The organism is Terriglobia bacterium (assembly GCA_020073205.1).
GTDB lineage: Bacteria > Acidobacteriota > Polarisedimenticolia > Polarisedimenticolales > JAIQFR01 > JAIQFR01.
In genome coordinates this window covers 16300-29024 of sequence record JAIQFR010000052.1, presented here as the reverse complement: position 1 = coordinate 29024, position 12725 = coordinate 16300, and the positions used below count along the sequence as shown (strand labels likewise).

Sequence of the window (12725 nt, the reverse complement as noted above, 5' to 3'; positions counted from 1 at the left end):
GACGGCGCGGAGATCGTGCTGTCGAGGTAGTCGAGGAAGAACGCGGCGCCGATCCCGAGCGTGAGGCCGAGGAGGAGCCCGAGAGCGAGGTTGAGCCTCTTGTTGGGGCGGAACGGCGCCGCCGGCGCCCGAGCGCGGTCCACGACGCGGACGTTGCTCGAGGTCGCGTCGAGGTCCTTGAGGCGGGTCGAGAGCGCCATCTCGCTCTGCCTCGTGATCAGGGCGTTCAGCGTCTCGCGCTTCTTCCGGACCTCGCTCTGGAGGTTCGCGAACTCCACCGCGTCGCGCTTCAGCGTCTGGGCGGCGCCCTGCTGGCGCGAGACGAGGGCGTCCAGGTTCCGCACCTCCTCGAGCGCCCTCCGGTAGTCCGCCTCGGCGCTCAAGACGACCTCCCGCGCGATCTCGCGGGTCTCGAGGTCGAGGCGGTCGCGCGCCTGGTCCAGCTTCGACCGGAGCGTCTGCATCCCGGGCCAGTCGTCCTTGAACCGCCGGGACTTCTCCGAGTACTCCGCCTCGTAACCGGCGTACTCCTGCTTCAAGCGGGAGATCAGGTCGGAGTGCAGCACCTCGGGGAGCGCCCCGGGAGGCGAAGAGAGGAGCGCCTTGTACGCCGCCTCCTTCTGCGCCAGCGTGCCCTGCGCCTCGGTGCGCCGCTGCGAGATGTCGGAGAGCGCCTTCATGGTGATGTTGCTGGCGTCGTCGATGGTGACGATCCCCTTCGACTCGCCGTACCGCTGGAGCCTCGCCTCGTACCCGTCGATCTCCTTCTTGAGGGTCCCGATCTGGTTGACGAGGAACTCCGTGGCCTGGTCGGAGGTCGTGTACTTCGACTCGATGTTGAACTGGACGAACGCGTCCACGACCCCGTTCGCCACGCGGGCCGCGAGGGCGGGATCGGGGGACACCCACGAGACGGCGACCAGCGTGGAGTTGCGGATCGGCGACACCTCGAGCCCCGCCAGGAGACGGGCCGCCGCGAGCTCCACCGGGTCCCGCTCCGTCCGGCCCGCGCGGGACGGGAGCAGCGAGAGGAGTCGCGCGAGGAGACCCCGCCGCGACTCGCCCGCGGCGAACGCCGGGTGGTTCGGCAGCCCGAGGCGCTCCGCCGTGCGGCGCGCCACCGCGTCGCTCGCGAGGATCCTGTACTGCGTCTGGTAGAAGTCGGTGTACGCCGACCAAGCGTAATCCACCGACTTCACGTCCCTGAAGGTCAGGATCTCCGGGTTCTGCCGCTCGATCTCGAGCGTCACCGTCGCGCGGTAGAGCGGGGTCGCGAGGAACGAGCCGACGAGCGCCAGGAGCGTCGCCGCCGCGACCGCGAGGTAGACGACGTGCCGGCGGCGCCTGACGACCGCCCAGTACTCCAGGAGGTGCTTGCCGCCGAGCGCCTCCTCGCCCATCAGAAGAACGCCTCGGGCACCAGCACGAGGTCGTCCTTCTGGAGGACCGGATCCTCGGCCTTGCCCCGCTTGATCCTGCGGAGGTCCACCCGGATCGTCTTGCGCTCGCCGTCCGTGGCGGTGCGGATGACCTGCACGCGGCGCTCGGCCGCCCGGTCCGTGGTCCCACCGGCCAGGGTGATCGCCTTCAGCACGGTCACCGGCTCCGCCCGCGGCACCTCGTAGAGGTTCGGGTTCTTGACCGCCCCGCTCACGAAGATCCGCACCTTCTCGATGCTCGGGACGTAGATGATGTCGCCGGGCTCGACCGCGAGGTTCAGCGACGGGTCGGCCTCGTACACCAGCCGGTCGAGGTCCACCGCGAGGCGCCGGGTCGAGCCGTCCGGGTCCTGCCGGAAGATGATGATCTCCTTGCCGAGGTCCTTGTCGAGGCCCCCCGCCTTCGAGATCATCTCGAGCAGCGTCTTCTCGCCGAGCATCTCGTACGTGTCCGGCTTCTTCACGGCCCCGCTGACCGCGACCTTCTTCGACTCGTACTCCTTCACGAAGATCGTGACCTGCGGGTTCCTCACGAACCTCTCCTCGAGGAGCCTCGCGATCAGCGCCTCGAGGTCCCCCTTGGTGAGGCCGGCGACCTCCAAGCGGCCGAGGAGGGGCAGCGTGACGGAGCCGTCGTCGGCGACGCGCACCGTCTGGTCCAGCTCCTTGAGGTCGAAGACGCTGATCTCGAGGAGGTCCTGGCGCCCGATCTTGTAGTCGCTCCCGCCCCGCCTGAGGATCGCGCCCGTGGGCGGCATCGCCGACGGCGGCGGGAGCGGCCGCGCCTCGAGGACGGTCTCGCCGGGCGGCTCGGGCGCCTTGTCGGGCGGGTCCGCGGCGAGGGCGGCGGAGAGCGGCGGCACGAGCGCCAGGACGAGGAGATTCGCGAGGACTCTCATGGTCGAACCCCAGAGTATAGCCGACGGGAACGGATATCCACCCTCAGTAGCCGATCACCGCGCCGAAGCCGGCCGCGGTCCTGGACTGGTTCTGACCCGGAACCGTCGTGGTCAGGACCCACCGCGTGACCTTGAACGAGTACTCCACCTTCCGGCCGAGCGCGTTCTCGGAGAGCCTCACCCTGACCCCCGCGTCGTACTGGACGACCCGGTCGACGCGGCTCGACGGGTCGGGGAAGGTGATCCGCTCGCGGACGGTGCCGGCCTCGACGCCGAAGGCGTGGGTGAGATACTGGATCACGCGGGCGCTCCCGCTCGTGTCGAGGTAGTACCCGTTCTTGAGGTAGATCGAGAAGCCGACGTCGCGCTTCCCGCCGACCTCGAACGTCGTCCCGGCGCCGATCCGGTAGCCGAGCCTCGCCTCGCCCACGGTCCCGGAGAAACGGGGGAGGCCCGCGCGCTCGGGCTCGAGGCTCGCCCAGCCCAGCCTCGCGGTCCCCGTGAGCCGGCCGCCGAGGCCGAACTCGATCCCGGGGAGGACCCGCGACTGTTTTCCGTCGCTACCGTTCTCGGAGTTGCTGAACGTGACGCTCTTCTCCGATACCTCGAGGGTGAGACGGGTCCGGCCGAACACGAGGTACCGCCCCAGCGCCCTCGCCCCCCGCTCGGTCCGGTCGAGAAGGCACCCGACGGTCGGGCAGGCCGGATCGCCGAGATTGGCGTAGTTGGGGTCGCGGTAGCCGAACGACGACCCCACGACCCCGATCTCGGCGTCGGTGCGCCAGCCGGCCCGGATCAGCAATCCGGCGCCGAGACGATGCTCGCGGATGTCGGTCCTCGTGTCGCGCTGGTCCGCAGGGCGGTCCTTGACGTCGTTCAGCGCCGCGTCCACGTAGAAGCCGAGCCGCTTGAGCGGGATCGTCAGCCGGGCGGAGCCGAGCTGGTTCAGGTAATCCTGGTCGCGGTTGGACTTGTAGATCGTCCAGTCCAGCTGCTCGGTGAACGTCATGAATCCCCGATGGCCGAAGAGCACGACCCCCTCGACGCGCGGGGAGACCGTCGCGGTGTAATCGCTCACGGGCTGGTGAGGGTTGTACGTGATGTTGCCGTCGCGGCCGAGGTTCGTCAGCACGACCCCGGGCCTCGCCCGCACCGGTCCCCATTGGAGGTACCGGGCGAGGTCCGGAGGCTCGAGCGGCCCTTCCGCGTGGGCGGGCAGGTACCCCAGCGCCAGCGCCGCCGCCAGCCCCGATACCGCACGACGGTGTCTCATGAGCGCCCGAGTTTAGGTGCGGGACGTGGCCGTGACAAGGGCCGGCCCGGCGGGGATACACATCTCGCGAAATAAGTATTAGAATAATAGAGGTAGGTGAGCCGACCCGTGGAAGAGCCGTCGCGTTCCGAGCAAGGTCCCATAGGCGCACACGTCCCGGAGCCAGGGCCCGAGGGGGAGGCCTCCGGGTCCGGCGCCGGGGGGCCGCTCTCCCCGCACGACCTCGGTGGGTCGTCGGCTTCGCTTCCCGTGCTGGGCGTCCTCGAGGACGTCACCGAGCGGGCGGCGCTCGAACGCCGCCTTCGCGACGTGACCCAGTCGGCGCTCGTCGGACAGCTCGCGTCCGGGATCGCCCACCGGATGAGCAACCTGCTGGCGGCGATCCTGGGCCGGCTCGATCTCGCGATCGCCCGGACGGGGCCGGACGGCGACCCGCGCGTCGCCCTCGACCTCGCCAAGGCCCACGAGTGCGTGACCACGGCGATCGCCCTGAACCGCCATCTCCAGACGCTGTCCTGGAACGAATCCTCGAAGCCGGCGCTCGTGTCGCTCAACGATCTGATGGGCGACGTCGTGGCGCGGAGCCTCGCGGCCCCGGACGTGCCGGTCGACGTCGAGGTCAAGCCCGATCCCGCGCTGGTCCGTGTGAAGTGCGATCCGGCCCACGTCGAGGAAGCGGTGTCGCGCCTCGTGCGCCGCGCGCTCCGTGCGATGCCGAACGGCGGCAAGCTGACGCTCGCCACGGCGAACCAGGACGCCGACGAGGCGTTCTGCCGCGCGTTCCCGTGGGTGAGGCCCGGGCGCTACGCGCGCCTCGACGTGCACGACGACGGCGAGACCATCCCGCCGGACCTCCAGCGACGCCTGTTCGAGCCCCCGGCCACCGAGACGCGGAGGCGGGAGCAGGCCGACCTCGGCCTCCACCTGGTCTACGCGATCGTGAAGGGCTGCCACGGGTTCGTCCACGTGGAGAGCCGAGCGGGCGAGGGGACCGCGTTCAGGGTCCTGCTCCCCGAGGGCCGCTAGCCTCGACGCTCGCCCGCGAGAAACGCCGACAGGGCCTCTCGCCACGGGAGCATCGCGACGCCGAAGGACGCCGCCTTCCCCACGTCGAGAACGGTGCGGAGCGGCGGCCGGCTCGGGCGCGGCCACTCGGCGCTCGAGATCGGCGTGACCGGCACGCCGCCGCGCCCCGTCATCTCGAGCACGGCCTTCGCCAGCTCGAGGCGGGAGCAGCCGCCGAGGCCGGCGAGGTGGTAGACGCCGCGGGGCGCGCGCTCGACGAGACGGAGGATCGCGCCGGCGAGCTCGTCGGTCCACGTCGGGGACGAGACCTCGTCGGCGACCACCCTGAGCGCTCCCTTCGCGTCGGCGATCTCCCGGATGCGGTGCACGAAGTTCCGCCCCCCGGCGCCGTAGACCCACGCGGTCCGCACGATCCACGGGGCGTCGTGGTGGCGGGCCGCGGCGACCTCCCCCTCGAGCTTCGTGCGGCCGTAGGCGTTCACCGGATCCGGAGGATCGGTCTCCGCGTACGGCCGGTGCAGGGCGCCGTCGAACACCTCGTTGGTGCCGACGTAGACCAGGCCGGCCCGCGCCGCCGCCGCCCCGGCCGCCACGCTCGCCGTCCCGCCGGCGTTCACGGCGCGGGCGAGGTTGGGGTCGAGCGCGCAGCCGTCCACGTCGGTCATCGCGGCGCAGTGGATCACCACGTCGGGGCGAGCCGCGGCGATCGCGGCGCGCACCGCCTCGGCGTCGCGGATGTCCAGCTCCGGCAGGTCGGTGCCGACGAACGATCCCGCGGGAATCACCCGGGCGAGGGCCGATCCGAGCTGTCCGCGGCTGCCGGTGACGAAGTACCGCATCGTCTCGCTCAGGGAGCGGGGGACGCGTCCGTGGCCTCGACGGGGGAGCGCGCGTCGAGGTAGAGCACCATCGCGGCCGCCGCCGCCGCCGCGACCAGCACCACGACCAGCCACATCCAGGGCTTCATCCCCTTGCCCGGCGCCCCTTCGGGACGCCGGCGCGAGGAGCGCTTGAGCCCCGACCAGCCGCACGCCGCGTCGCGGCACGTGAAGCGGTGGACGCGTCGGAAGGCGCTGACGACGCGGTCCGACCGCGTGCGGTGCACGAGGTCCACGGGCCCTCCGCACTTGGGGCAGACATGTCGCGACATGGCCGAATTCTACTCCTCGATACCCGCCGCCTTCTTCATCTCCGCGAGGCGGCGGCGGGGAAGCTCCTGGGACCGGTCGAGCTCCACCGCGTTCCGGTACGCGTCGTACGCGAGGTCCGGCCTGCCGAGCGCCTCCTCCGCGGCCCCGATCTCCGCGTAGAGGGCCGCGCGCCACCCGCGGTCTCCCGACCCCCGGGACACCAGCGCGAGTGCGTCCTTGAACGCCCGCGCCGCCTCGCCCGCCCGCCCCGCCTGGAGCGAGACCTGGCCGAGGTGCGCCGCGATCCCGGGATCGTCGGGCAGGAGCCCGCGCGCCGCCCCGGCGTCCTCGCACGCGCCGTCCCGGTCCCCCAGCGCGAGCCTCGCCGAAGAGCGGAGCCTGAGGCGCCGCGCCTCCATCGCCGTGTCCTCGAGGCGGCCGATCCGGTCCATTCGATCCCTGAGCCGCGCGGGCTCGCCGGCCCTGAGACAGGCGGCTCCCCACGCCTCGAGAAGGTCGGGGCCGGCGCCCAAGGCCGCGTTCTCCGTGAGGTCGAGGTACTCCTTCCCCATCCCGTCGTCGAAGTACGGCGCGACGAGCGCGGCCAGCACCGTCGGGACCCTCGGCAGCGCCGCGGCGATCTCCGGCGGCGACAGCATCTGGCCGTGGAGGAGCGCCACCACGCGTCCCGCGGATGGCGGGTCCAGGTCGATCGTCCGCACCAGGTAGGGGATCGCGTCGCCCTGTCGCCCCATCCTGAGCAGCAGCTCGCCCAGCCGGAGCTGGACGTCGGGGACCCCGGGCGCCATTCTCGACGCGGTCCCGATCATGTCGAGGTAACGGGCTTCCGCCGCCTCGCCGACCGGCACCTCGGTCTCCCAGCGGATCGCCGCCAGCTGCGCCAGGGCGCGAGCCTGCGCCGGGTTCGCCCGGAGGCTCCTGGCGAGGAGCCGGTCCGCCGCGGCGATGTGCTCCCGGTAGCGCGCGAGCCTTTCCGCGGGCGGCTTCGAGGCGTCGTTCAGCTCCTCGAGGGCGCGCGTGAGGTGCGCCTCCGCCGCCCCGTTCAGCGACTTCGACGTCGGCGCGACGATCCACGCGAGGCCCCCGGGCCGCGCCAAGAAGCGCTCCGGGTCGGCGTGGGCGCGATAGACCTCGACCGAGAGCCACGCGAAGGCCGCCAGGACGACGGCCGAAGCGCCGAGCGCCGCTCCCCGCAGGACTCGTCGCGCCCCCACGTCCGGCTACGCGCTCCCGACGTCGGCCCGCTCGATCTCCTCCTCGTCCACGAGCGTGAGGCCGTGCGGCCGGTAGCGCGGGACCAGGTGGCGCATCACCTCGATCACCCGGGTGGCCCGGCCGGACTCCGCGGCGTCGGCCAGCTCCTCTATGCACGCGTCGAGGTCCTCCGGCGGGGCGGGGCACTCGGCGGCCAAGATCTTCTCGTGGACCCTCTGCTGCCGCTCCTCCTCCTCGGTGAGCAGCTCCTCGTAGAGCTTCTCCCCGGGCCTCAGCCCTGTGAACACGATGGGCACGTCCACGTCCGGCACGAGCCCCGCCATCGTGATCATGTGGCGCGCGAGGTCGAGGATGCGGATCTGCTCCCCCATGTCGAGGACGCACAGCTCGGAGTAGTCGCCGTACGCCGCGCGCAGGACGAGCGACACCGCTTCCGAGATCGTCATGAAATACCGGCGCACGTCGGGGTGCGTCACGGTCACGGGCCCGCCGGCCGCGATCTGGTCGCGGAAGAGCGGGACGACGGAGCCGGCCGAGCCCAGGACGTTCCCGAACCGGACGGCGCAGAACCGGGTGAAGGACCGCCGCGCCATGGCCCTCACGACCATCTCGCCGATCCTCTTGCTCGTCCCCATCACGCTGGTCGGCCGGACCGCCTTGTCGGTGGAGATGTACAGGAACCGCTCGGCGCCGAATTCGTGCGCCGCCAGGGCGACGTTCCGGGTGCCCAGGATGTTGTTCTTGACCGCCTCGCCGGGGGCCGTCTCCATGAGCGGCACGTGCTTGTGCGCCGCGGCATGGAAGACGTCCCGGGGCCGGTACTTCCGGAACAGCGCCCGCACCCGCCCGGGATCCCGGACGTCCGCGACCTCCATCGACACCTCGCGCCCGGGGTACTCGCGGGCGAGGCGCCGGCCCAGGAGGTACATGCCGTTCTCGTTCATCTCCACCATGACCAGGGACTTGACCCCGGCCTTGAGGAGCTGGACGCAGATCTCGCTGCCGATGGAGCCGCCCGCGCCGGTCACGAGGGCCGTCCGCTCCGCCATCGCCTCCGGCGTTCCGCCATCCGCGAACGTCACGGGGTCGCGCATGAGGAGGTCGTCCGGCGACAGGTCCTGGATCATCTGCGCGGCGCCGCGCTGCTGGAGGTACGCGAACGACACCGGAAGGATCTTGAACCGCAGCTTGAGATCGGCGCAGAGCGACAGGATCTCCCGGATCCGCTTCCCCTGGAGCTTCGGGATCGCGATCAGGACCTGGACCGCGTGGGTCGCCGCGGCGATCCGCGGCAGCTCGGCGATCGCCCCCAGCACCTTCCTCCCGCCGACGATCATCCCCCACTTGCCGGGGTCGTCGTCCACGAACCCGACCACCTGGTAGTCGTGCCCTCCCGAGCGCTGGACGTCCCGGAGGAGCATCTCGCCCGCCGACCCCGCGCCGACGATCAGCGTGCGGACGGTCCCCTTCCTGAAGCTCCGCGCCAGGTCCGACGCGTAGAGGCCGGCGAGCCTGGGCGAGAAGCGCAGAGCACCCATCAGGGCGGTCGAGAGCAGGAGCTCGAGGACCACCACCGACCGCGGCGTGCCGTGCACCTCGAGGAGGTAGAGGACCGCGATGAACAAGCAGGAGCCGGAGAGGCCGGCCCCGCCGATCCGGGCGCCGTCGGTCAGGCTCGAGAACCGGAACGACCACCGGTGCAGGCGGAAGCCGAGGTTGGCGAGCATGCGGCAGCCGGCCAGGACCAGTATGAGCCCCGGCAGCTCCTCCGCGTACGGGGTCGTGACCCGCCCGTCGAAGCGGAGCATCATCGCGGTCCAGAAGCTCGCCGCGGCGATCCCGCCGTCGAGGGACAGCAGGATCAGCCAGCGAGCCGTGTTGGACGCCCAGACCCGCTCTGCGGCGCGCCTCACGGCGCTAACGGGAGCCATGGACCTCCGTGACCGCCTCCTCGACCGCCTCGACGACCCGCTCCACCTCCCCCTCGGTGAGGTTGTTGTGGAACGGGAGCGCGATCGTCCTCCGGGCCACCGCCTCCGTGACCGGCAGGTCGGCGGATTCTAGCCCAACCTCCCCCAGGATGTAAGGCTGGAGGTGGATCGGGCTGAAATAGGCCCTCACCGGGACCCCCCGCGCCTCGACCGCGGCCATCACCGGCCCCCGGTCGAGCCCCTCCTCGAGCGTGACCACGTACACGAACCAGCTCATCCTGACGTGGGGGCGGACGATGGGCGGCCGCACCCAGTCGAGGCCGGCGAGCCGCTCGCCGTACATCCGGGCGACGCGCGCGCGCTTGGCGACGTGGCTCTCGAGCCGCCTGAGCTGCGAGACGCCCAAGGCCGCGCTCATCTCGTCCATCCGGTAGTTGAACCCGAGCCGCTCGTGCTCGAGCCAGGCGCCCATCTCGCTCCGCCCCTGGTTCCTGAGGCTCCGCGCGAGGCGCGCGATCCTCTCGTCGGCCGTGACCAGGATCCCTCCCTCGCCCGTCGTGATCTGCTTGTTCGGGTAGAACGCGAACGCCGCGGCGTCGCCGAACCGCCCGAGGCGCGTCCCCCGGTACTCGGCCCCCAGCGCCTCGCACGAGTCGTCGACGACCGCGAGCGCGTGCCGCCGGGCGACGGCGAGCACGGCGTCCCACTCCACCGGGTGGCCGAACACGTCCACCGCCATGATCGCGCGGGTCCGCGGCGTGACCTTCCGCTCGAGGTCGGCGGGGTCCAGGTTGTACGTGTCGGGCTCGACGTCCACGAACACCGGGGTCCCGCGCTCGTAGAGGATCGCGTTGACGCTGGCCGCGAAGGTGAAGGAGGGGACCAGCACCTCGTCCCCGGGGCCGATCCCGAGCCCCTTGACCGCGAGGTGGAGCGCCGCCGTCCCGGACGAGACCGCGACCGCGTGGGGGACCCCGGCGTACTCCGCCACGGCCCTCTCGAACTCCTCGATCTTGGGGCCGATGGACAGCCGCCCCGTGGGCAGCACCTCGAGCACCGCCTTCACGTCGGACTCGTCGAGGTCCGGGGCGGACATGGAGATCGGTTCGGGCATGGGGCTCCCTCCGCGAGCGCGCGAGTCGGGGATCGAGGTCGCGGAGCGGGATTGTACGACAGGGGGACGGAGGTCAGTCCCGAGGCGGGCCCTCGAGCAGGAACTCCGGCCAGGTCACCGACGGGACACCCGCTCTTCCGGCGGCAGCGGCTCCCTTCTCGCCGGTCACGACCAGCGGCCGAAAGCGCGGCTCGCGGCGGCAGAACTCCAGGAGGTCTCTGAGATCGGAAACTTCGAACGGACCGCTCTTCACCTCGATCGCCCAGCGCCCCCAGGTCCCGTCCAGAATCGCGTCCACCTCGAACGGCTCCTCGCGCCAGTAGGAAACGTGCTGCCCCTGGTTCCAGGCGTGAGCGAGGCAGGCGTTCTCCACCCACGCGCCGAACCGTGCGGGGTCCTTCGAGGGGTCGGGCGCGCCGAGGGGATCGCCTGCGGCGAGCAACGCGTTGTTGAGGACCACGATCTTGGGAGGGGCGCTCCGGCGCCGGATGACCCGGGCGGAGTACCTCTCGAGCGCAGCGACGAGGTAAGCGTCCTCCAGCAGCGTGAGGTAGTGGGCGACGGTCTCGAGGGACCCCGGATCGTCGAGTCGTCCACGGAGCTTCTGAACCGACACGATCTGCGCGGGTGAGGCGACGCAGATCCAGAAGACCTGACGCAGGAGCGCCGGCTTCCGCACGACGCCCAGCGCGAGGACGTCGCGTCCGATCGCGGGCTCCACGATCGCATCCCGGACGTAGGCGCGCCAGCGCGCGGGATCGCTCCGCAGGGGGACGGCTCCCGGGTAGGAGCCCCAACGGACGAGATCCCGTGGGGCGTTCTTGCGGCCGAGACCCAGGACACCGACCAGCGCCGACGCGGGCCAGTGGTTCAGGGTGAGCCGCTCGAAGCGGCCCGCGAGGCTCTCCTTCGACCCCGCTCCGAGTCTGACGGCCGACGACCCCGAGACGACCACGTGGAGCGGGATCCGCTCGCGCCGGAGTCGGTCCCAGTTCCCTTTGAGGCGGATGGCCCAGTCGGCGACGTGCTGGACCTCGTCGAGGAACAGGTAGGCCTTCCGGCGACGATGCGCTTGGTCCTCGGCTTCGGCCCAGGTCCGCTCCCAGAACCCCGGGAGCCTCGCCTCGGGCCCGTCGGCGGCGGCATAGACCGTGCCTCCGCTCCGATGGCGCGCCAGGTCGAGCAGGAGGGTCGTCTTCCCGACCTGACGCGGCCCGGTGAGGATCTGGACCCGTCCGGGCGCCGGCTCCCTGAGGCGCTCCTCCAGGAGGGCGCGGCACCCTCGGTAGTCCAGCCCGAGCACCGATTCGACCATACCCGAATAATTATTCGAGTAGGGTCGAATCGTCAAGGAGCCCGCGCGGCGCCGATCCGCCCCTCCGCGCGCACGGACACGACCACGCGCTTCTCGGCCCGGACGAACAGGAAGCTCGGGTCCTCCATACCCCACTCGACGTAGGGCACCTCGAACCGAGCCTCGGCCTTCACGTTCCCGCCGTCCACGGTCACGCTCAAAGGGAGCGTCATCGGGTGATCCGCGCCGTGGAGGCTCATCGCTCCCGCGAGCCTCACGTCGCTGCGGCCCGTTTCCGCCACGCGCCCCGCGACGCGCTGCGGACGGAACGCGATCGCCGGGAACCGCGCGCTCTCGAGGATCGCGTCGTGCATCTTCCGGTCGCGCCTTCCATTCCCCGTCTCCCCGCCCCGGGCGTCCACCTCGATCTCGCCCGAGGCCGCGCCGGTCTCGGAATCGAAGCGGAGCACGCCGTGGGTCAGGCGCATGGTTCCGTGGACGGTGTGGAACGTCGTGTCGAGCGTGAACGAGACCTCGCTCGCCTTGGGGTCGAGCGTGACCACGCGCTCGGCGGCCGGGAGGCGGGGTGCGAGTGCGGAGAGGAGCAGGAATCCGATCGCCGTGGCCCTCGAGATTCGTCGGCTCATTCGGGGCTCCTCTCCCGGCCTCGCCGGCCGCGATGAGAACGAGCCTACCGGAGGCGAGGCGCCCGTACCACCGGAAGGGGAGAAGCGTCAGCGGCCGCAGATCTCGTTGAAACCCTCGAGGACCGCCTCGATCTCCTCGGGCGAAGCCCGGCCGATCCGGGCTCCGATGCGCTCGGCGGCGAGCGTCCGGATCTGGCCGATCTTCACCCACGACCTCTTCGGCAGCCCTTTGGACGCGATCTCGAGGGCCAGGGGAAACCCCGCCCGCTGCGGACGGCTCGTCAGGGCGACCGCGATGACCGTTCCCGAGCGCTCGTTGAACACGTCCTGGCTCAGGACGAGAACGGGTCTCCTACCGGCCTGCTCGCTCCCTCTCGAGGGGCTGAGGTCGGCCCAGCGGATCTCGCCTCTCAGTATTCGGGCCATCGGCGCAGATCCTCGGCGACCCCCTCCTCCGCGAGGTCCCGCTCGAACGCGGGATCGAGCTTCGCGCATTCCCGGGCGAGGCGGCCCTGCTCGAGCCGGGCGAGCTTCTCCCGCACGGCGGTTTCGATGGCCTGGCTCCGATTCGGAAAGACGGCGCGATAGACGAGGTCGTCCACCCGTTTCAGCGTGGTCGAGTCGATGGAGATGGCGACCTTCTTACGACGCATGCGGAAACCTCCGGGTATGAAGATACGTCATACCTCAGGGCACGGCAAGCGCCGCGTCGCCGGGAATAGGTCCGACGAGGGCG

General features: G+C 71.4%; 13 protein-coding genes. 1 reads left to right on the top strand and 12 read right to left on the bottom strand.

Going from position 1 to position 12725, the window contains the following annotated elements:
- From LAO51_12100 to LAO51_12090, 3 genes are all read right to left on the bottom strand, one after another.
- Window positions 1-1400 (bottom strand): hypothetical protein (locus tag LAO51_12100; GenBank protein ID MBZ5639479.1); only part of this gene is annotated, 1400 nt, incomplete at its 3' end.
- Window positions 1400-2338, bottom strand: a complete 939-nt coding sequence (locus tag LAO51_12095; GenBank protein MBZ5639478.1) for a polysaccharide export protein — start codon at window positions 2336-2338, stop codon at window positions 1400-1402. The genes LAO51_12100 and LAO51_12095, both read right to left, overlap by 1 nt.
- A gap of 43 nt (window positions 2339-2381) precedes the next feature.
- Window positions 2382-3611, bottom strand: a complete 1230-nt coding sequence (locus tag LAO51_12090; GenBank protein ID MBZ5639477.1) for an outer membrane beta-barrel protein — start codon at window positions 3609-3611, stop codon at window positions 2382-2384.
- Between the two features lie 96 nt (window positions 3612-3707).
- Between LAO51_12090 and LAO51_12085 the strand changes: the two genes are divergently transcribed.
- A complete protein-coding gene (locus LAO51_12085) occupies window positions 3708-4637 on the top strand; it encodes a hypothetical protein (protein MBZ5639476.1) in 930 nt (309 codons plus the stop codon).
- Here LAO51_12085 and rfbD read toward each other — a convergent pair.
- The 9 genes from rfbD to LAO51_12040 all read right to left on the bottom strand — a co-directional run bounded on the left by rfbD (window position 4634) and on the right by LAO51_12040 (window position 12642).
- A complete protein-coding gene (gene rfbD / locus LAO51_12080) occupies window positions 4634-5476 on the bottom strand; it encodes a dTDP-4-dehydrorhamnose reductase (protein MBZ5639475.1) in 843 nt (280 codons plus the stop codon). The two genes, LAO51_12085 and rfbD, sit on opposite strands and share 4 nt — an antisense overlap.
- An 8-nt stretch (window positions 5477-5484) precedes the next feature.
- Window positions 5485-5751, bottom strand: coding sequence for a hypothetical protein (locus LAO51_12075; protein ID MBZ5639474.1), 267 nt, complete (start codon window positions 5749-5751; stop codon window positions 5485-5487).
- Between the two features lie 45 nt (window positions 5752-5796).
- The gene (locus LAO51_12070; GenBank protein MBZ5639473.1) at window positions 5797-7002 is read right to left on the bottom strand and encodes a hypothetical protein; all 1206 of its coding nucleotides are present in this window, start codon (window positions 7000-7002) and stop codon (window positions 5797-5799) included.
- A 6-nt stretch (window positions 7003-7008) separates the two neighbouring features.
- Window positions 7009-8934 (bottom strand): polysaccharide biosynthesis protein, encoded by a 1926-nt coding sequence (locus LAO51_12065; GenBank protein MBZ5639472.1) that lies wholly within the window; start codon window positions 8932-8934, stop codon window positions 7009-7011.
- Entirely contained in the window at window positions 8921-10030 is a 1110-nt protein-coding gene (locus LAO51_12060; protein MBZ5639471.1) for a DegT/DnrJ/EryC1/StrS family aminotransferase, read from the bottom strand. Before LAO51_12060 ends, LAO51_12065 begins: the two co-directional genes overlap by 14 nt.
- Window positions 10031-10121: 91 nt before the next feature.
- Entirely contained in the window at window positions 10122-11363 is a 1242-nt protein-coding gene (locus LAO51_12055) for an ATP-binding protein (protein ID MBZ5639470.1), read from the bottom strand.
- A gap of 32 nt (window positions 11364-11395) precedes the next feature.
- Window positions 11396-11989 carry a YceI family protein gene (locus LAO51_12050; GenBank protein ID MBZ5639469.1) on the bottom strand — a complete coding sequence of 198 codons (594 nt, stop codon included), beginning with the start codon at window positions 11987-11989 and terminating at the stop codon, window positions 11396-11398.
- 87 nt (window positions 11990-12076) lie between these two features.
- Window positions 12077-12415, bottom strand: a complete 339-nt coding sequence (locus tag LAO51_12045) for a type II toxin-antitoxin system PemK/MazF family toxin (protein MBZ5639468.1) — start codon at window positions 12413-12415, stop codon at window positions 12077-12079.
- Window positions 12400-12642, bottom strand: a complete 243-nt coding sequence (locus LAO51_12040) for a ribbon-helix-helix domain-containing protein (GenBank protein MBZ5639467.1) — start codon at window positions 12640-12642, stop codon at window positions 12400-12402. The genes LAO51_12045 and LAO51_12040 overlap by 16 nt, the downstream gene beginning before the upstream one ends.
- Window positions 12643-12725: the final 83 nt, after the last annotated feature.